This window comes from Halobacillus litoralis (genome assembly GCF_009856355.1).
Lineage (GTDB): Bacteria > Bacillota > Bacilli > Bacillales > Halobacillaceae > Halobacillus > Halobacillus litoralis_B.
The window spans coordinates 110,266-130,378 of sequence record NZ_WMEW01000009.1; the positions used below are offsets into that span (position 1 = coordinate 110,266).

20 protein-coding genes and 1 tRNA gene are annotated in these 20,113 nt (G+C 48.4%); 4 read left to right on the forward strand and 17 right to left on the reverse strand.

All coding sequences use genetic code 11. From position 1 onward, the window contains the following. Positions 1 to 47: 47 nt before the first annotated feature. On the reverse strand, positions 48 to 617 hold the full coding sequence (locus GLV97_RS13625; RefSeq protein WP_160834967.1) for a TetR/AcrR family transcriptional regulator: 570 nt from the start codon (positions 615 to 617) through the stop codon (positions 48 to 50). Positions 618 to 879: 262 nt separating this feature from the next. Here GLV97_RS13625 and GLV97_RS13630 point away from each other — a divergent pair, with 262 nt between their 5' ends. After that, complete coding sequence (locus GLV97_RS13630; protein ID WP_160889879.1) at positions 880 to 1,305, forward strand: excalibur calcium-binding domain-containing protein; 426 nt, start codon at positions 880 to 882, stop codon at positions 1,303 to 1,305. 76 nt (positions 1,306 to 1,381) lie between these two features. Here the strand turns inward: GLV97_RS13630 and GLV97_RS13635 are convergent, their stop codons facing one another. The 12 genes from GLV97_RS13635 to GLV97_RS13690 all read right to left on the reverse strand — a co-directional run bounded on the left by GLV97_RS13635 (position 1,382) and on the right by GLV97_RS13690 (position 16,046). After that, on the reverse strand, positions 1,382 to 1,654 hold the full coding sequence (locus tag GLV97_RS13635; protein WP_160834965.1) for a phage holin family protein: 273 nt from the start codon (positions 1,652 to 1,654) through the stop codon (positions 1,382 to 1,384). 78 nt (positions 1,655 to 1,732) lie between these two features. Further along, the gene (locus GLV97_RS13640) at positions 1,733 to 2,722 is read right to left on the reverse strand and encodes an NADPH:quinone reductase (protein ID WP_160889880.1); all 990 of its coding nucleotides are present in this window, start codon (positions 2,720 to 2,722) and stop codon (positions 1,733 to 1,735) included. 130 nt (positions 2,723 to 2,852) lie between these two features. Continuing rightward, entirely contained in the window at positions 2,853 to 3,989 is a 1,137-nt protein-coding gene (gene ald, locus GLV97_RS13645) for an alanine dehydrogenase (protein ID WP_160889881.1), read from the reverse strand. A gap of 22 nt (positions 3,990 to 4,011) precedes the next feature. Next, positions 4,012 to 5,352 carry an aspartate aminotransferase family protein gene (locus GLV97_RS13650; RefSeq protein WP_160889882.1) on the reverse strand — a complete coding sequence of 447 codons (1,341 nt, stop codon included), beginning with the start codon at positions 5,350 to 5,352 and terminating at the stop codon, positions 4,012 to 4,014. A 134-nt stretch (positions 5,353 to 5,486) separates the two neighbouring features. Next, complete coding sequence (locus GLV97_RS13655) at positions 5,487 to 7,079, reverse strand: PucR family transcriptional regulator (protein ID WP_160841611.1); 1,593 nt, start codon at positions 7,077 to 7,079, stop codon at positions 5,487 to 5,489. 358 nt (positions 7,080 to 7,437) lie between these two features. Beyond that, positions 7,438 to 7,674 (reverse strand): hypothetical protein, encoded by a 237-nt coding sequence (locus GLV97_RS13660; protein ID WP_160834960.1) that lies wholly within the window; start codon positions 7,672 to 7,674, stop codon positions 7,438 to 7,440. Positions 7,675 to 7,686: 12 nt separating this feature from the next. After that, positions 7,687 to 9,180 (reverse strand): NCS1 family transporter, encoded by a 1,494-nt coding sequence (locus GLV97_RS13665; protein WP_160834959.1) that lies wholly within the window; start codon positions 9,178 to 9,180, stop codon positions 7,687 to 7,689. Positions 9,181 to 9,261: 81 nt separating this feature from the next. Further along, positions 9,262 to 10,677, reverse strand: coding sequence for a dihydropyrimidinase (gene hydA, locus GLV97_RS13670; protein ID WP_160889883.1), 1,416 nt, complete (start codon positions 10,675 to 10,677; stop codon positions 9,262 to 9,264). 17 nt (positions 10,678 to 10,694) lie between these two features. Continuing rightward, positions 10,695 to 11,981, reverse strand: coding sequence for an NAD-dependent dihydropyrimidine dehydrogenase subunit PreA (preA, locus tag GLV97_RS13675; protein ID WP_160889884.1), 1,287 nt, complete (start codon positions 11,979 to 11,981; stop codon positions 10,695 to 10,697). Positions 11,982 to 12,008: 27 nt separating this feature from the next. After that, a complete protein-coding gene (locus GLV97_RS13680) occupies positions 12,009 to 13,382 on the reverse strand; it encodes an NAD(P)-dependent oxidoreductase (RefSeq protein ID WP_160834956.1) in 1,374 nt (457 codons plus the stop codon). 108 nt (positions 13,383 to 13,490) lie between these two features. After that, a complete protein-coding gene (locus GLV97_RS13685; protein ID WP_160889885.1) occupies positions 13,491 to 14,381 on the reverse strand; it encodes a nitrilase-related carbon-nitrogen hydrolase in 891 nt (296 codons plus the stop codon). A 192-nt stretch (positions 14,382 to 14,573) separates the two neighbouring features. Continuing rightward, positions 14,574 to 16,046, reverse strand: a complete 1,473-nt coding sequence (locus tag GLV97_RS13690) for a CoA-acylating methylmalonate-semialdehyde dehydrogenase (RefSeq protein WP_160834954.1) — start codon at positions 16,044 to 16,046, stop codon at positions 14,574 to 14,576. 239 nt (positions 16,047 to 16,285) lie between these two features. Between GLV97_RS13690 and GLV97_RS13695 the strand changes: the two genes are divergently transcribed. Together GLV97_RS13695 and GLV97_RS13700 are read left to right on the forward strand one after the other, a co-directional pair. Then, entirely contained in the window at positions 16,286 to 17,146 is an 861-nt protein-coding gene (locus GLV97_RS13695) for an SDR family oxidoreductase (RefSeq protein ID WP_160834953.1), read from the forward strand. A 297-nt stretch (positions 17,147 to 17,443) separates the two neighbouring features. Beyond that, entirely contained in the window at positions 17,444 to 17,935 is a 492-nt protein-coding gene (locus GLV97_RS13700) for a hypothetical protein (protein WP_160889886.1), read from the forward strand. Positions 17,936 to 17,957: 22 nt separating this feature from the next. Here GLV97_RS13700 and GLV97_RS13705 read toward each other — a convergent pair whose 3' ends face one another. The 4 genes from GLV97_RS13705 to GLV97_RS13720 all read right to left on the reverse strand — a co-directional run bounded on the left by GLV97_RS13705 (position 17,958) and on the right by GLV97_RS13720 (position 19,535). Beyond that, positions 17,958 to 18,287 carry a DUF4257 domain-containing protein gene (locus tag GLV97_RS13705; RefSeq protein ID WP_160834951.1) on the reverse strand — a complete coding sequence of 110 codons (330 nt, stop codon included), beginning with the start codon at positions 18,285 to 18,287 and terminating at the stop codon, positions 17,958 to 17,960. Between the two features lie 222 nt (positions 18,288 to 18,509). Beyond that, positions 18,510 to 18,782: a hypothetical protein gene (locus GLV97_RS13710; protein WP_160834950.1), complete on the reverse strand. Its 273-nt coding sequence runs from the start codon at positions 18,780 to 18,782 to the stop codon at positions 18,510 to 18,512. 176 nt (positions 18,783 to 18,958) lie between these two features. Next, positions 18,959 to 19,031, reverse strand: a tRNA-Val gene (locus GLV97_RS13715). Positions 19,032 to 19,148: 117 nt separating this feature from the next. Then, positions 19,149 to 19,535 carry a hypothetical protein gene (locus GLV97_RS13720; protein ID WP_160889887.1) on the reverse strand — a complete coding sequence of 129 codons (387 nt, stop codon included), beginning with the start codon at positions 19,533 to 19,535 and terminating at the stop codon, positions 19,149 to 19,151. Between the two features lie 148 nt (positions 19,536 to 19,683). On the opposite strand from GLV97_RS13720, the gene GLV97_RS13725 reads away from it, so the two are divergent. Beyond that, positions 19,684 to 19,983 (forward strand): antibiotic biosynthesis monooxygenase, encoded by a 300-nt coding sequence (locus GLV97_RS13725; protein ID WP_160841617.1) that lies wholly within the window; start codon positions 19,684 to 19,686, stop codon positions 19,981 to 19,983. The last annotated feature ends 130 nt before the right edge of the window (positions 19,984 to 20,113 follow it).

Genomic DNA, 20,113 nt, shown 5'->3' on the forward strand with positions numbered 1-20,113 from the left:
ATTGCGGAATGAATATTCATTCCGTTACGTATGAAAGAAATGCCCCATCAATGATGATGACGCACAGCATCCCAGCAGCTTTCTTCTACGCCTTGAAGCAAAGTCTGACTGGCTTCCAGCTCTTCTGACCGGATCAATTGTTCAAGTTCCAGAAACCCACCGAAAATAATAGCAATTAAGGCGAGTGATGGCAGTTGTCGGATTTCCCCGCGCTCTTTCCCCTTGTCCAGAAAATCGCGCAGAATCTTCCAAAGACAACCAAACTGTTTCCGGCTGGCCTCATTCAAAAAATAAGCCCCGTTGTGCGTTTTAATGAAATAAAGCGCATGCGCGTGCGCATTGGTGAACTGCACCATCCGCTGGAACAAATGATGAAACTGCTCCCTTGTTGAGCTTTCCTGAGGATAATTCTCCTCCAGCATCCCCTTGAAGGCCTGGACATAGTGTTGGAACAACGTATTCACAAGAACTTCCTTGTTCTCGAAATAACGGTAGATTGTCCCTGCACCTACCTTGGCTTCTCCTGCAATCATAGGGATGGTCGTTGCATCAAAGCCTCGTTCGGCAAACAGTTTCAAGGCACTGTCTAAAATATCTTCTCTCTTCGTTCTAGGCATCGGCGTTTCTCTCCTTAACCAAGGAATGAATCATCATTCCTAATGAAATCTTAGTATAGTTTACCATACCCCTCAATCAATCAAAGGACTCATATATGGTAACTTTATCTAATTTGAATATCATATTTTTCCAAATGCAAACAATTTTATTTACAATATTGGAAATTAGTGGTTTGAAAAGGCGTTTTTTGTGGAATTCCCCCTATACATATAGAAAAATAACACAGGAAGATGGTGAATCTATCTAAAAGGGGTTTTTCTATTGAAAAAGCTGCTTGCATGTCTGTTTGCCATTGGTTTGATTTTCAGTAGTTTCGGAGCCGTAAGTGCCGATAATCATGACGGAGATAAAGACTGCCCTGATTTCGCTTCTGAGGAAGAAGCAAAAGAATACTGGGATGAAAAAGGCTACTCCGCCGAAAATGATCCAGAGCGTTTGGACAGAGATGGAGACGGTATCCCATGTGAGGATCCAGACAGCAGTTCCTCCGACAGTTCAGAGGAATCTTCCGATGACATATCCTCCGGAGATGAGGATGCAGCCGAAGAAGAAGAAACGATGTCCAGTGAAGAGGAAGGCGGGGAGCTGCCTGATACTTCAGCACCGTACGCTACATATGCGTTGTTGGGGATGACTCTTTCTGTGCTTGGTGGAACCGCTTTAGTCGTACGCCGCAGGGAACAATAAAACGATGCACACCATCTTCCTTCTTGAAGACAGGCTCATGCCTGTCTTTTTTCATGACAAAACAGGAAGCAGACATTTATGCCTGCTTCCTGTCCTCATTTCCAGGATCCTTTTCCTTCTTTTCCAGAAAATATTTAATCCCAGCTACTGTTCCAATTCCAAGCAGCGCATACTTCAATCCTGTAAGAACAGCTTCCGGATTCAGCCCATTTTCCCACAGCGAAAAACCGATGCCGAGAAGAACGGCAATAATCGGAATAAACCGGTTGGACACCCGGCGGGTCCGGCGGATGGCGTACAAAACGACCGCCAGCCCAATATAAGGAGTAAAATCCATCATGATATCCATCGTACATGTCTCCTTCAAGTGAAATAGGCTTTCCTGCTATCAGCCTATTCACGAAGAAGCAGGGGTAGACATGGTCCGTTAGTCTTCGATGTTCACGATGACACAGCCATACCCTTCGCCACGATCGATATCCGCATTCGCTTCAGCAATCTCTTCCAATGGATAGATTTTATCGATGCGGTGCAGAAGCAGGTCGGATCGTAGAGCTTCATCAATATCTTCAACGGCCTCCCGCTTCGCTTCCTCCGGCATATCATACACAATAATCATACGAATGGTTAAGTCCATAAACATCATCCTGCGAAAAGGCAGCACCGGCTCTGGAACCACCGTCGAGGAATAAGTGGCAATCACTCCTCCGACACGGATGATCTCCAGCACACTCTCAAGATTCGCCCCGAACTCCACATCAATCACCCGGTCCACTTTCCGTCCGCCTGTAAAGTCGAGGATCTGATCGACCATATCCGAAGACTTGTGATTCACAATAAAATCTGCTCCTGCTTCACGGCAGTAATGACGGGATTCATCATTACTTGCGGTCGTAATGACGACAGCTCCGGCAAGCTTGGCCCATTGGATGGCGTAGTAGCCGACACGACCCGCTCCACCTGTGATGAACAACACTTCTCCTTCTACCGGACCATCAGCAAAAACACTCCGGTGGGCGGTCATGACCGGAATTCCGAGACACGCCCCTGTTTCAAAACTGACTTCATCCGGGAGCTTTACGGCCCTCCGGCTTTCCACAGCACAATACTCTGCTGCTGTTCCATGCTGCCGCTGGAACTGAGCCTGGTAGACCCACACCCGTTCCCCTATCCGCGCGTGGGAAACTCCAGGTCCGACCGCTTCAATCACGCCCGCTCCATCACTATTCGGAATGACTGGTCCGCCATCCAGTAAGTGTTGAAAGGATCCCTGACGCTTCTTCGTATCAGAAGGATTGACTCCTGAAGTTTTCATTCGTATCAACACTTCTCCGTGTCCGGGTTCAGGTGCAGCGAAGTCTCCTGTCTGCAGAACCTCTTCCGGTGCACCGAACTCTTCAAACCATGCTGCTTTCATCTATAAAACCTCCTCGATTTACTCTTCTTACTATACCCTGGCTGCTGTAAATCAAAAAGCCGTTGAACAGGAAAAAGACTGACAAGGATGATTCCCGTCAGCCTGAAAGAAACAGAGTGGACGCCTGCCGTTAATTAGGAAGGGTCGTTTTACTGTCCAGGACTTTCTGGACATCTGTATAATCCATTTGATGAGCTTCTGCCACCTGTTTATAGGTGACACAGCCATTGACAACGTTCAAGCCTTTGCATAGAGCCGGACTGTCCAGACAGGCTTTCTGCCACCCTTTGCCGGCAATTTGTAAAGCATAGGGGATCGTCACATTCGTCAAGGCGACCGTGGACGTCTGCGGAACGGCCCCCGGCATATTTCCTACGGCATAATGGACGACTCCATGTTTGATGTAGACAGGGTCATCATGAGTCGTGACATGATCCACCGTTTCCACAATGCCCCCCTGATCGACGGCTACATCAACAAGGACGCTTCCTTTTTTCATCGTCTGGACCATCGCTTCGGTAACGAGCTTTGGCGCTTTTGCTCCCGGGATAAGGACAGCCCCAATCACCAGGTCGGATTCTTCGACCGCCTCACTGATATTTAATGGATTGGACACGAGTGTATTGATCTGCCATCCAAAAATATCGTCCAGCTGACGAAGGCGCTCCGGACTTAAGTCGATGATCGTCACTTCCGCGCCGAGACCGACGGCTATTTTAGCCGCATTTGTCCCGACCACTCCCCCGCCGATGATCGTCACTTTCCCTCGTTTCACCCCGGGCACGCCGCCGAGCAGAATACCGGTTCCCCCAGGTGGACGTTCTAAAAACTGGGCTCCTTTTTGAGCAGCCATGCGGCCGGCTACTTCACTCATCGGCGTTAACAGCGGCAGGGATCCGTTTTCCGTCTGAACCGTTTCATAAGCGATGGCCGTCACTTTTTTATCCGCCAGTGCCTTGGTTAACTCTTCATCTGCGGCGAGGTGAAGATAGGTGAATAGAATAAGCCCTTCATAAAAGTATCCATATTCCTCAGAAAGGGGTTCCTTTACTTTCAGGACCATCTGCTGCCCCCAGGCTTCCGACGCCGAACCGACAATATTGACACCGACCTGCTTATAATCAGCATCCGAAAACCCGGAGCCTTCTCCAGCTTTCGTTTCCAAAAAGACTTCATGTCCCTGCTGAATCAGGTTGACAGCCCCTGCCGGTGTCATAGCCACCCGATTCTCATTATTTTTAATCTCTTTCGGGATTCCAATACGCACGATGAAAACCTCCTGTCTTTATCTAAAGGGTGTGTACGGCCTCGACCAATGTGTTGATCAGGAAGGTGACATCTTCCTCCTCAATGGATAACGGCGGAGCCAGTGTTAATATGTTATTGTAACCGGCTACCGTCATCCCATTCTTGCCGATAATGATTCCCTTCTCCTTGCAATGTTTGATGACAGCATTCACTTTTTCCACAGCCAGAGGTTCTTTCGTGTTTCTATCAGAAACCATCTCGATTCCGATCAGCATCCCTTTACCTCTGACATTCCCTACATACTTATGCCCCTGCAGACGCGTGTGCAATTCATTTTTGATATCATCACCAAGCTGTCTGGAACGCTGGAAGAGCTGTTCCTTCTCCATGATTTCTATATTCTTCAGTGCAACAGCACAGGAAGCGGGACTCCCCCCGAATGTATTGATATGCCGGAAGAAATCATAGGTCGCCTCCCCACAGAAGGCTTCATAAACCTCCCTTTTCACAGCGGTGGCCGATAATGGCAGATAGGCACTGGTAATGCCTTTGGCCATCGTAACGATATCCGGCTGAACGCCGTAATTCATAAACCCGAACGGCTGACCCGTCCGTCCGAAACCACAGATGACTTCATCAACAATCATCAAAGCCCCGTGTTTTTCGCAGATGGATTTGACTTCCTTCATGTAATTTTCCGGGGGAACAATGACGCCACCTCCGGTAATGATGGGTTCCATAATGACACCGGCGATGGTTTCATTGTATTCCCATGTCATGACCTTATCTATATCCTCCGCTCCCCAGCGGTCGGCTTCACTATGGTGGTTCCGGTATTCATCAGGTGGTGCCACATGTAAGAAACCGGACCCCAGCGGCTCGTATTTATATTTTCGCTGCGCCTGACCTGTCGCAGAGAGAGAGCTTGTGGAGTTTCCATGGTACGCACGATAGCGGGAGATGAATTTGGAACGGTAATGATCACCCTTCTGCTGATGATACTGCCGGACCATTTTGAATGCCATTTCGTTCGCTTCTGAACCACTGTTGGAAAAGAAGACGACATAGTCTCCGCCGAGCATCTCATTGATCTTTTCAGCGAGGTTTACCGCGGGTTCATGGCTTTCTGTCATCGGCATGTAGGACAATTCCTTCATCTGCTCATAAGCAGCCGCTGCCAGTTCCTCACGACCATAGCCGATATTCACACACCACAGGCCCGACATTGCATCCAGAAAGCGATTGCCTTGAACATCCGTGATCCATGAGCCTTTGGCACTTTTCGCAATCATCGTGTTTTCAGGTTTATAAGGCTTCATGGAGTGCCATACATACTTTTCGTCCTTCTGGAGCATATCATTCTGCACATCCGCTTTTGTCATGGAAAAACCTCCCCATTCCTGGATAATTATTTGAATTATCTTAATTATCCAACATTAAAGAACAGGTTTCATTAGACATTGTGTTAAACCATCCCCGGGACGCTTACACATAATGACAACACACTTGTAAAAAGTCAGGCATGCAGGGCCTGCTGATATTCATGAGCGACAAGAGCAAACTCGATTACCTGTCGTTTTTCACAGTCCATAAAGTCAGATCCGAGCAGCATTTCCAGCTTCTCCAGCCGGTGATAAAGCGTCTGGCGGACAACAAAGACCTTGTCTGCTGTTTCTTTTTTGGAACCATTGCACGCGAGGTAGACCCGTAAGGTTTCCAGAAGCTTCGTATTATGTTTTTGGTCATACTGTATAATCGGCTCTAAATATTCATCCACCAGCCCATTGAGGTTGCTGTGTTTATGTACAAGGGAGATGAGCCGGTACATATGGAGATCATCATAAAAGTATTTGTGCTGCTCAGGCGGAAGACTGCTCTGCAGCGTCAGAGTTTCCAGGGCTGTCTGGTAACTTTCCTTGATATGATCCATCTGACGCGTATATTTTCCAACAGCAATTTGAAAGGAGGCGACCGACGAATCATTCAGCATGCTGATTTTCCTCAATCTGTCCACTCCTGTTTTCATCCGTGTTTTCCAGTCATCCTCCTGTTTACGGTTCAGCAGAATATACGTAATCAGCTGCCTGCGTTCGACGGGAAAAACATAAAAACCATTCTGATCAAAAATATTCTGCACAAGCATATTCAAATACGTAACGTCCGGATTCTTCCGGCTTCCATCAGCCATGTTCATTTTCACTGTCACCGCTGCAGCCCCGAAGGAAGGCAGTTGGATTTTATAATGGTTCAAGCGGCTTTCCACTTCCTCTGCGGTATGCTCTCCTTCCAGCCATCCCATCAGCCACTCCGTTTCCCTGGCCTTCCGTTTTTCCTCCGTATACAATTCGCGCAGGAGATACTGGGCAAGAGCGGTGGCCGTCCGGTCGAGAAGAAGTGATTCAAACTCCCCGAGTTCCCGCCTCCCGCATAATAAATAAATGACAGCAAATTCCCTTTCAAGCACCTGGACAGGCTGCTTCAACACCCACCGCGTCCGCTTTTCCGGCGGGGCATTGAGCTCGGCAAGAGCCTCTTCCCGCTCTTTATCCCTGAGCTGTGGTACTGTGACCACCGTATGATCCTTCGTTACATAGATTAATTGGCAATTCACATACTGCTGGAGATTTTTAAGAATATCAAAATAGTTATCAATGGAAAGCAGGCGTTTGTTCAAGCGCTGGGCATAATCTTCCAGGCTGGAGATCCGCTCATATTGATGGTTGATTAAATCTGCATGAATACCCCGGGTAATTTCAATAAAGGAAACCTCTTCTTCAAAGACGATAATCGGAAAGTCATGAGCGTCTGCAAAAGCCAGAGCTTCCTCTGATAAGTCCTGAATAAACGTGCCAAGTTCAATGCAGATCCCTGCTACGTTCCGTTCAACCAGCTGCTGCAGTAGCGTCAGGAACAAGCCGTCATCATTTTTCCACCCAAATCCTGTGGAAAGAATAAGCTCTCCACCCTTCAGGTTTTCTCTTACTTCCGTCATTTCAAAGACATGCACCCATTTCACAGATTTCGAAAGTCCTGCATGCCCTGAAATGACTTTTGCTGATGAAAAGTGATCCCGTTTCAAAATGTTTTCAATAGACATGGAATCTTTCATACAACGCCCCCCTCTTTTAACGTATACCAAAAGATGGTGATAATCGAACAACTTGTAAGATAATCTCACATAGAGGCTGAATTCTTTGTCGACTAAGAATTTTTCACGCCCACCTTCCCCCTGTTGGTCAGAAAATCCATACTGACTCAACATGTAAGCGCTGTCATCATTCTTCATAAAAAAAGTCATCTTCTTCTATTTTAACAGGAACTTCAAAAAAAGACAGAAAAAAGATGAAAGAGACACCGCACGAAAACGACGGCCGGCCTGTTATCCGGTATGTGCAGCCGCTCCCTTATGGGAATCCATCAAAAAAGGCTGCCGAGAATGCTCTCGACAGCCTGAGGAGGGAGGCCTCCTATTTTATTTCCTGTTTTTTCTGCTGCTGAAATAAAATCGTTGAAAAATATTTCCTTGAGTCCGGGTGAAGGATGTGCAGCCTTTCCACTTCCGGCTGTTCCGGATTGCTTCCTGTGTACGAAAACTCCAGAAAAGCTCCGCTCAAATTTTCGGTCACGGCTTTAATGACGTAGCCCTGCTCCAGTAAATAATCGATTTTTTCACGTTCCATATAAAATTCACGATGGTCTGACATGTCCTTCCTCCTTTACGCATCTGCTTTTTGTGTGACATCCTCTGTTCCTGTTCGTTTCCCCAGCTTCTCTTCGACAAATCCTTCACCAATGATCCAGTCCCGGCCGACTGTGATTCCCAGATAGTCCTCATCACTCGGAGTCTCGATCTCCGCCTGCGGATGTTTTTTAAAGTACCAGTGCTTGGCCAGCAGATAATAGCAGAGCGCACCGATTCCAAATCCGACGAAGAAGGACCACGTACTGAAGAGATAAGCGAAGACACTTCCAATCACCCAGGAAATCATTCCAGCCCAGTTGACTCCGCCGTCATAGGTATACTGCCCCCCGCTTCTATACAAGTCCTTCACATTCATCCGGCGCTTTCTTAATAGATAATAGTCGGCAAAGATAATCCCGACGATGACAGATAGAATCGCCGCAGCTATTAAGAGGACCGGAATCAATAGATTAAAAATACTCCACGGCTGAATGACTGTTCCGACAAGCCCTGCTATGAACACCCCTGCCCAGAAAGGCAGCTTCGGTCCACCGACATTGGAAAAGATCGTTGCTGCCGGAACAATATTGGCGGACACATTGGTCGACCACTGAGCCAGTACAATCATGAGGAGCAGAATGCCAAGGACAAGGCCGCTCGCCGATTCCTGTAAAGCGACGACCGGGTCAAAGTTGGAAACGGCAATGTAGGATACAGCACCAAGAACAACGATAAACGTCTGGGTAAGCGGCAGGCCGACCAGACTTCCGACCATGGCCCCTTTGTTACGCTTGAACCAGTTTCTTTCATACTTTGGAGCTTTAATGAACCTCGAGATGGATGAAATATCCGCAGCCAGTGTCGACCAGTACCCCATGTTACTGACCACCACAATGACAAAAGCTGTAAAGGCTGCTCCACCGGTCACAGGGCTTTCCACCCATGACCAGATGTCTTTTCCCTGTCCAGCCGCCGTACCTGAAAGATTGAAGTACATCCATACCCCGATCAGAATAATGATCGGTGCGGCCAGATCCGCAAATTTCTCAACGGCCTTAATCCCCAGGGCCGTATTAAAAAGCTGGAATAAAGCAAATAGAATATAACAGATAAACCAATTATCAAAGCCGAATAAAATGTTTAAAATACCGTTAATGGCCGTAGACCCGAAATAAGTATTGATCCCAAACCACATCGAGGCAGCTACTCCGCGGATGATGGATGGGAAATGAGTGCCGACGATCCCGAATGGAGCACGCATATATACCGGAAAGGACAAGCCGTGTTCGATACCAATGTCAGCGGTCAGGGTGATGGCAAGACCGATGAGTACGGTACCGAGAAGAGTTCCGAGGACAACCCAGATGAGAGGAATGGACTGGACCCCTGCTCCACCGATGGCGAAGGCCGCTAAAACGACAGCCATACCGACCCACATAAACGTAAATCCAAGGGTGCCGATTTTCTTCTGTTCGTGGGGGATGGGCATAAGATCGGGGGACATTAAATGATTATCTTTTTTGCTCATGAAGCCGTCTCCTCCTAAGTTTACCTATAAATTTTGCTGCCCGGCAGATGCCGGACAGCCTTTTTATTTCTTAACCGGGGGCTACTTCTGGTAAAGCTTCTCCTGAGAAGACGTTTGACTGCCAAACTTGGAACGCTTCAAATAACGGCCGCTTCCAATTTTTCCGACGAACTGCTGGTCTTTGATCACAAATTCCCCGCGCGAGAGGACACTGACCGTCTGCCCTGTCACCTGCATGCCTTCAAACGGGTTGTAATCTGCAGCCATATGGCTCGTCTCAACAGAAATCGTCCGTTCCACATCCGGATCGAAGATCACAAGATCCGCATCCGCTCCAACGGAAATCGTCCCTTTTTGCGGGAACAATCCAAACGTTTTCGCTATTTTCGTCGATGTAATATTGACGAATTCATTCAATGTGATCCGCCCTTTTTTCACACCTTCGGAGAATAAAATGCTGACACGGTCTTCAATGATGGGGCCGCCATTCGGAATCTTGGTAAAGTCTCCTCTGCCAAGGTCTTTCTGCCCCTTGAAGTCGAAGGAACACTGATCTGAACCGAGCGTCTGCAGATCGCCGGTCTTCAATGCATTCCACAGTACTTCCTGATGGTGCTTTTCTCGTAGAGGCGGGGACCAGACGTATTTCGCCCCTTCAAAGTCCGGCTTTTCCAGATAGCTCTGATCGAGGACCAAATACTGTGGACATGTTTCTCCAATGACGTTATAGCCTTTCTTTCTTGCTGCGGCAATAGCGGAAACGGCCTGCTCACAGGTGACGTGGACGACGTATAGCTGGGAATCGGCCAGCCCGGTCAATTCTGCTGCCCGGTTGGTCGCTTCTCCCTCCACTTCCGGCGGACGGGTCAGCGCATGATAGATCGGATCCGTCTGACCTGCATCAAGGGCCTTCTTCACTAAGTGATCGATGACGTCACCGTTTTCGGCATGAACCATGACAAGCGCCCCCAGCTTCTTAGCCTGTTCCAGCGTTTTAAAAAGCGTGCCGTCATCGGATTGGAATACATTTTTATACGCCATAAACACTTTGAATGAAGTGATTCCTTCGTCTTCAATGACCGAAGGAAGCTGATCCAGTACACTTTCGTTCATTTCGCTGATCATCAGATGAAAACTGTAGTCTATGACCGATTTATCCTGGGATTTGGCATGCCATTGATCGATGGAATTTTGGAGCGGCTTCCCTTTATCGGTTAAACAGAAATCGATCACCGTTGTTGTTCCTCCATGGGCCGCCGCAATGGTTCCTGTTTCGAAATCATCCTTACTGACCGTGCCCCCGAACGGCATTTCCAGGTGGGTATGCGGATCAATCGCACCTGGAAAAATGTAGCGGCCGGCGGCGTCGACGACTTCTGCGGAAGCCTCATCAAAATCATGACCGATCATCGCTATTTTTTCATCTTCGATCAAAAGATCCGCCTGATACGTATCCGCTGCAGTAACAATCGTTCCATTCTTTATAATTTTTCTCATCCAATCCCTCCATTAAATTACTTGATCAAATCCACACTGCACGATGGAGTGGCTCCAATCGCTGCCTGCCGCTCGTTCCATGTCATCGGTGGCTTTCCATTAGCGTACTCCACCATATCAATGGCTCCGTCCACCGGACAGACGATGCTGCACAAATTACATCCGACACAATCTTCCTCGCGGACCTTCAAAATATCCCGGCCCTTGTCATCCTTCAGCATATCGATACACTGGTGGGAGGTGTCCTCACAGGCAATATGACACTTGTTGCAGTTGATGCACACATCATTGTTGATCTTGGCAACAACCTGGTGGTTCAGATCAAGATTGCCCCAGTCGGAATACTTCTCAACAGACTTCCCGACAATGTCCATGACCGAATCAAGGCCCTTGTCATCCAAATAGTTGTCCAACCCGTCGATCATATCCTCTACGATGCTGAAGCCGTGGTGCATGGCGGCTGTACACACCTGCACACCTGTCGCCCCCATCAGCATGAATTCGACCGCTTCACGCCAGCTGGAAACGCCGCCCATCCCTGAAATCGGCACATTGATTTTCGGATGACGGGCACATTCAGCGACCATGTTCAAGGCGATCGGTTTCACAGCAGGACCGCAATACCCTCCATGAGCGCCCTTGCCGGCGACGTTGGGTACCGTATCCCATGAGTCCAGATCCACACCGGCGAGGCTGTTAATCGTGTTGATCATACTGACCGCGTCTGCGCCTCCGTTGACGGCTGCTTCCGCTGTAAACGTGATGTCGGTAATATTCGGCGTGAGCTTCACTATGACCGGTGTCTGCGCCACTTCCTTCGCCCAGGCGGTCTGTTTTTCCACAAGCTCAGGGACCTGACCTGAAGCCGCCCCCATGCCTCGTTCTGCCATGCCGTGCGGACATCCGAAGTTCAATTCAAGCCCGTCCACTCCGACATCTTCGACGCGTTTGACGATTTCGTGCCATTTTTCCTGTGTTGGTTCGACCATGAGAGATGCGATAATCGCATGATCCGGAAATCTTTTCTTCGTTTCATAGATTTCCTTCAAGTTCACTTCAAGTGGACGGTCTGTAATCAATTCAATATTGTTAAATCCCGCCACCCGCTTGCCGCCATAGGAGACAGCAGCGAACCGGGAAGACACGTTCAGGATGGGATCACCGAGCGTTTTCCACACGGCTCCCCCCCATCCTGCTTCAAATGCCCGCTGCACCTGATATCCTGAGTTGGTCGGTGGTGCAGATGCCAGCCAGAATGGGTTGGGAGATTCAATCCCTGCCAGATTTAATCGTAGGTCAGCCATAAGATTCCTCCTCGTAGTTTTATTCTGTTAAACCGCAGCCGTAGGAGCAGGGGAAAGTTGTTTATGAATCGCCATAGCGACTTCTTTTCCCTGCTGGGCAGCCGTTACGACCATGGCCTCTCCCTGCCCCTTCGCAAAAATGACATCCCCGGCAGCAAAGACATTGGATTGGGAGGTTCTTAGAGTGACGGGGTCGACTTTAACGACGCCGCCTTCATGATCCAGACCAAACGATTCAATTAAATCGGTGTAGCGGGTCTGACCGATAGCTTTGATCACGGCATCTGCCTCCATCATGAATTCGGATCCCGGTACAGGTTCCGGTCTTTTCCTTCCATCTTCATCAGGGGTACCAAGCTTCATCTCCACACATTTCAAGTGCGTGACATGACCCGCCTCATTCCCAAGAACTTCTACAGGCTGGGTAAGCCAGTGGAACTGGACATCGTCCTGTTTGGCAAAATCGTACTCAAACTCATAGGCTGTCATTTCTTTTCTAGTCCGGCGGTATACAATCTTCACGTCCTCCGCCCCTTTACGAGCGGCACAGGTGGCTGCATCAATCGCTGTGTTTCCGGCTCCGATCACAATGACTCTGCGTCCAAGCAGCTCATCTGTTACCGGACCGGATTTCGTTTCTTTTACAAATTCGATCGCATCATGAACACCGGCCATATCCTCACCCGGAATGCCGAGCATCGGAACGTGACCCATCCCGATCGTCAAAGCAATGGCATCAAACTGATCGGACAGCTCCTCAAAAGAAATATCCGCTCCAACCGCCGTATTCGTCCTGATTTTCACATCCAGCTGTGCCACCTGGTCCACTTCCCACCGGGAAATGTTCTGCGGCAGACGGAATGATACGATGCCGTATGTATCCAGCCCTCCTGCTTCTTCTGCCGCTTCAAAAATCGTGACATCATAACCGAAGCGCGCCAGTTCCCGCGCTGTAGACAAGCCGGCGGGACCCCCTCCGATGACAGCGACACTCATTCCGTTTTTCTCTCCGGGCTTGAATAGCAGCTGTTCATTCTGGATCGCCCAGTCTGTTGCGAACCGCTGCAGATCACCGATTAAGATGGGTTCTGTCGAATGGTTCAACACACAGGCACCCTCACAAAGTTCTTCTGTCGGGCAGACGCGGGCACATGTAGCACCGACAGGGTTGGAGGACATAATCGTCTTCGCTGATCCCTTCAAATTCCCGGAAGCAATTTTTTTAATGAACTTCGGAATATCGATTCCTGTCGGGCATGCCTGAATACAGGGCGCATCATAGCAGTACAGGCAGCGGTTGGATTCCTCCATCGCCTCCTGGGCATTCAATCCGTCATGGACCTCATCAAAATTCACCTGCAGATTCTCCAGTGATATCCCCTTGCTTTTCAACTGTGTCAATCTGATCCCCCTCTTTCAGTAAGATACGGATTTATAAAAAAAGCCCTGCATAGATTCCTTCCAGCCCCCGGCCCTATGCAGAACTTTCTGTGCGATCATGATGCAGGATTACGGGAGAAGCTCCCCCATTTTTTCGTACGTTTCCGGACGGCGGTCACGATAGAACTGCCATGTGTCACGGACTTCACGGATGAATTTTTTGTCCATTTCCCCAATGACGACCTCATCCTGATCCCGGCTGCCTTCTGCAACAAAACTGCCGCGTGGATCGACAAGATAGGATTGTCCGTAGAATTCACCCATATTCCATGGTCCTTCGTAACCGACACGGTTGATCGCCCCGAGGTAATAGCCGTTCGCGACCGCATGCGCCGGCTGTTCCAGCTTCCATAGATATTCTGAAAGCCCGGCGACTGTAGCGGACGGATTGAAGACGACTTCCGCGCCGTTCAGGCCAAGGACACGTGCTCCTTCCGGAAAGTGGCGGTCGTAGCAGATGTAGACACCCACTTTGGCATAAGCCGTTTCAAAGACCGGATAGCCGAGGTTGCCCGGTTTGAAGTAATACTTCTCCCAGAATCCATATCCCTTATCCCCGACGCCCACCTGGGGAATGTGGTGCTTTCTGTATTTGCCGAGGTAGGAACCATCGGCATCAATGACAGCCGCCGTGTTATAGTACGTAGCGATCCCTTCCCGCTCATAAATCGGCAGGACGATGACGACCGACAATTCTGCAGCCAGATCCTGAAACAGCTTTGTCGTTGGACCGTTGGGGATCTCCTCTGCGGCGTCGTACCATTTCGGATTCTGCTCGGAACAGAAATATGGACCGTAGAAGATTTCCTGCAGGCAGATGATCTGCGCCCCTTTTTGTGCTGCTTCACGTACGAGCAGCACATGCTTTTCGATGGACTGCTGTTTATGTACCTCTACAGGCTCACTGCCGTCCACATCATGTGAAGCTTGAATTAAGCCGATCTGTACTTTATCAGACATCGAAGCTCCTCCTTCAAATCTTTTTTATTTTAAAATTCAAAATATTTAGTTATTTGTTCTTATCATACATAAATTTGTCGGAAAATCCATTGTACAAAGTGTCAAAACCTTTCCGTCCCCGGATGGATACTTTGTTAAAAACGGGAACGAAAGAAGGAAGAAGCGTCCCGTCTGCTTCTTCCTTCCCCTTCCTTAATACCAGCGCTGTGTCAGCATTTTACGCTTCGTATAAAAATTCACCCCGTCTTTCCCATTGGCATGCAGATCGCCGTAAAACGACTTTTTATTTCCGGAGAATGGGAAAAATGCCATCGGTGCAGGAACATTGACATTGACTCCGAGCATCCCGGCATCCATTTCTTCGCGGAACTGCTGGACCGCCTTCCCACTGGAGGTATAGATCACGGCGCCGTTGGCAAATTCCGATTCATTAGCTGTCTGGATCGCCTCATCAAGGGTATCCACCCGCACGATGCTTAAGACAGGAGCAAAAATTTCATCCTTCCAGATGGTCATATCTTTAGAGACATGATCAAAAATCGTAGCCCCGAGGAAGTATCCGGAATCATGCTCACGAAGCTCCACACGTCCATCCCTGATCAAAGCGGCATTTTCTTTTTCCCCGGCTTCGATATATCGGAGCACTTTTTCCCGGTGGGCCTCCCGGATCAGGGGTCCCAGTGTCGTTTCATCCTCCAGACCGTTCCCTACATTTAATTGATCCGCCGCTTCTTTGATTTTCGCTGCGAGGCTGTCAGCCACATCACCGACCGCAACGACGACGGAGCAGGCCATGCATCGCTCTCCCGCACTTCCAAAAGCAGCATTGATAATGCCCTCGACCGATTTATCCAGATTACAGTCCGGCATGACAATGGAATGGTTTTTCGCGCCGGCAAGCGCCTGGACCCGCTTCCCATGTTGAGAAGCTGTCTTATACACATATTCCGCTACAGGCTGGGAACCTACAAAGGAGACAGCGTCGACCTCTTCATGCTCAAGCAGGCCGTTGACGACGTCATGGGCTCCATTGACAAGGTTAAGCACGCCTTTCGGCAGTCCCGCTTCATGGATGAGCTCCACCAGCATTTTCGCTAAAATCGGTGTCCGCTCCGACGGTTTAAGAACAAAGGTATTCCCGCATACGAGCGCAAGCGGAAACATCCAAAGCGGGACCATCATAGGAAAGTTAAAGGGTGTAATTCCGCCGACAACTCCTACTGGATACCGGTACATCCCAGAATCGATCCCTTCAGCGATATCCGGAAGTACATCCCCCATCATGAGACTCGGAGCCCCTGCTGCAAACTCCACACACTCAATGCCGCGCTGCACTTCTCCCGTGGCATCCTTTTTCGTCTTTCCATTCTCCTGAGTCAAGGCTTCGGCCAGCTGATCGCGGTTTTCAATCAGAAGCTGTTGATATTTGAACATTATTCTCGCTCGTTTAGGGACAGGAGTCTTCTTCCAGGATTGAAAGGCCTCCCTGGCTGACTGGACAGCTTTATCAACATCCTCCTTGGTTGAAATAGGAACGCGTGCAATGATTTCTCCAGTAGCAGGGTTGGGAACTTCCTCCACCTGACCACCTTCAGAAGGAACCCACTCCCCATGGATAAAGTTTTCAATAACCACCTGATTCGACTTCGAGAAAGTTGTCGCCATCATTTCACCTCTGGTTTCATTTGATTTTTTTCTTCACTCAAAATAAGTATAAATTCAGAATATTTACACATCAATGGACGAAACGTTAAATGAATGGCAGTTGGAATTTACAAAATGACGCGTTGACTTTAAATTCAACAGTTGATAGGAAGGCAGGATAAGAAACCATACACCAGGGTAAGCTAGCGGAAGCGGGCTATCACCATTTTTAACCATTTGTACATAGGGGGTTATTGAACATGAAGAAAAAGAAAGCCATTCAGCCGGAACAGCATCAGGAGCGGCAGCCGGGGTATGAATATGAAATGGATCCGCTGCCGGAATATGTGGATGAGACCTATACAGGCAGCGGAAAGCTGGCCGGTAAAACTGCCATCATTACCGGTGGAGACAGCGGAATCGGAAGAGCAGTCAGCCTGCTTTTTGCTAAAGAAGGCGCAGACGTCGCAGTTCTTTATCTGGATGAGCATGAAGATGCAGCGAAAACAAAGCACTTGGTCGAAGAAGAAGGCCGGCGCTGTGAACTTTATCATGGAGATATCGGCGGACCGGAGTTTTGTGAAACCATCGTCGAGCAGGTGGTAAAGAAATTCAAAACCATCGATATTCTTGTCAACAATGCAGCGGTTCAGTACCCGCAGAAAAATGTGCTCGACATTTCCAACGAACAGCTTCTTGAGACATTCCGTGTCAACTTCTTTTCCTATATCTATATGACGAAGGCGGTTCTGCCCCATATGAAGAAAGGGGCGTGCATCATCAACTCCTCCTCGGTGACAGCCTATAAAGGAAACGATCAGCTGATTGATTATGCATCAACCAAAGGCGCCATCACCTCTTTCACCCGATCACTCGCCGGATCTCTGGTGGGGCAGGGAATACGCGTGAATGGTGTTGCTCCAGGACCGATCTGGACTCCATTGATACCCGCGAGTTTTGATAAGCACAAGGTGGCGGAATTTGGCTCGGACAATCCCATGGGGCGTCCCGGCCAGCCGAGGGAAGCAGCACCCGCCTATGTCTATCTGGCTTCCAATGATTCGAGCTATGTAACCGGGCAGATGCTTCATGTCAACGGAGGGATTCCCGTGAACGGATAGAAGAGCTGCTGCAGTATTCAGCTTGTAGAGAAACCCCTGTTTCTCTACAAGCTTTTTTTCTTACCGCCAGGAGCGAAAGCCCTCTCCTTTCCGCGGACAAGCGCCCGAGCTTCCTGACCAAATCAGCGGAGGGCGTGCCCTCAGCATTTATCCACCGACAAGCGGAATGTGACCCTTCACACGACAAATGGACAGCTGCTGCAGTTTTTTCGTTTAGGGAGGAGTAGATTAGGAGACTATCATAGTGGATGACGTGTTATAATTATCCATAATTGTATGGGAAGGATGATGCCGCTTATGGCCCGAACCAGTTTCTGTCATTGTTTCAGCAACCAAGAAGAGCTTGCTCAAGGTACAGCATCCACCCGGACCTACCTCGCCTTCTGCGTGGTCACCGGCAGGGAAGGTGCCATTGAGTTCAGCTTTCAGACGACGTATATCGATCAAAGCAAAGAACCCCCTTTTGCTACCTTCTACGGAGTTAAAAGCGAATGGGAAGAGGATGCAGCCTCACCCAAGAAGCTGCGGATCCACAGCCGCTCCCCGCTAAAAGATGACGGGCAGGCCCCGCGCGAGCAGCCTTTTCTAAGATCCCAGGATCTCTTTTACTCGTATACCGTCAATCTTGATCTACATAAACTGAAAGCCTATCGGAGACATTCTGACACATATTTGACGACCATCCATTCGAAGGTTTTGTACGAGGAGTTAAAAGCTGTATATACCAGTATCTTCAAAGCCGCACCGATCGACACAGAACAGGACCACTTTATGATTTTGGTGGACTAAAACAAAAAAAGGATGGGTCCGGTCATTTTAAACGCTGACTGATCCGGTCCAATCCTTCCACCTTCGCTTTCTCCACGTTCAACTCTCTTTTCAGCAGCACATTCTCCGCTGTCATACCTGCAAGGATCGATATCCCAATCAATGTCCGAAGCATGTCCGGTTCAGGAATCAGATAAGTGACAGCAAAAACCGCAGCTGCCGCTCCAATTAAAAAATCTGCTAAAAATCCGAGGTAGATGCCTTTTGGACGCCTCCGCCTTCTCGGGAAAACCAAAACCTTTCCATTTCTCATCAAATGAGCCACCACGCCTGTTATCCCTCCAATACATCCGGCAATCAGGAGCGTGTTCACAGTATTGATCCCCCTAAACTTAAAAAAGCGGCCGCTGGAAGATACTTAGAAACATAAAAACTATGCACTAATCATCCACCAAAGCGGGCCGCCTCGATAAGTCTTTTATTGTATAAACGTAAAGTCACTATAATGAACATGCTACCTCAAGTGTACACGATTCCAACAAGAAAATAAATACTTCTTTTCAATTTTATCCTTCAATTAACAATAAATGTAACATCAACTCTTTTTCACATCCAGCAGCTGATGGATTTCATGTTCATAATAATCCACTTCCTTTTTGGAAGTGGCATCCATCATTCCCTGGAGCAAAGGCTCGTAGTCTTTCTTTTCTGTTTGGTCAGTGGATTGAAAAACAGCTCGGCTCTCTTCATAGTGATCCAGAAATCGTTGAAGCTTCATATAATAATACCGGGTTTCCTCCAATGAACCAGCTTCTCTGAAAGCATCCAGCAAATCATCGAATTCTTCATCTTTTTTCTTTTTCCCCATATCCTGCCTGACGCACCTCCTGAAGAGATTTATTAAAGGAGTTGATTTCTATTTATTACCCATTATACAAGAATATGTAACGACTCACGTTAGAGAATCCGAATTTCTTCTTAAAAAAGAAATGGTACAGCCTCTCATTGACGAGAAACTGTACCATTTCAGCACGTGGGTTTGTATGATTCCGATTGGGCTCGAACCAACGACCTCCACCCTGTCAAGGTGGCGCTCTCCCAGCTGAGCTACGGAATCAAAATATTAATGGGTATTTCCTGGTGACAAGTAATAATATACTACGGAAAAATCGGAGTGTCAATATAGTGTGAAGAATTTTTTAACACTTTGTAAATAGACGGGCTCCGGTCCCTCTTACATTTTCTTTAATATTGTTCGGACAGCTGTTGAACGGTCCATCCCATGGTCTTCCGCATACCTCTCCAGCTTATTGAAGGATTCTTCATCCAGGCGGACATGAAGGGATCGGGTCAGTTTATCTTCCGTCTTCTTTCTGGGACGCCCCCGCTTAATATGCCGTTTTCCGTCCCCATCAAGCCATACGTCAAGGGTGACTTCCCCCTCTCTTTCAATTACCTCCGCACAGTTGTTTTCCTCCCACAACTGCTGAGCCCGATCCTTGTAACCGGTCATCTGCCGGATATCTTTTTCAGGGAGACCAGCATAGGCCGCCTTTTCCCTGAACTTATATTTCAAAAATTCCTCCAATTCTTCATAAGAAGAAAACGTCAACTGCTTCATAATCTCCGTCCTTTCCATCTCTGTCCATTATGCCGGAATTTTGAATGAAATGAAACAGCCTTAAACTTTTTTGTGGCACAAAAAACACCCATCTAGTATAGTGAGTTTGTTACTTTTTGTAGCACAAAAAAGAAAGGCAGGAGATCCAATGTATATCGAATCTAAATATATAACGGTTAAAGAAGGGTACGCGGAAGAGCTGGCCTCCCGCTTCGATCAGCCCCTCCCCATCGAGGACATGCCGGGGTTCCAAGGGTTATCAATTGCTGTAGAGAAAGCCCGGAAAGGGGAACAGATGGTCATCATCACTACGAAATTTTTATCCAAGGACGATTATAAGGCATGGAAAAAAAGCGACGCCCATGTACAGGGGCACAAATCAAAGCAAAAGCCGGATTTTGTTTTAAATACCTCCCTCGGTCTCTATGAAGAAATTCTGAGCAGATAACGATGTACTCTATTCATGGACCGGATTCACGGAGGATAAGTAGTGGTCCAGCTCACATACAAGAGGCGGTCAGGGACTCCCCTGGCCGCCTCTGTTGGTGACCGAATGAAAGCGACGGCATCCCACGTCC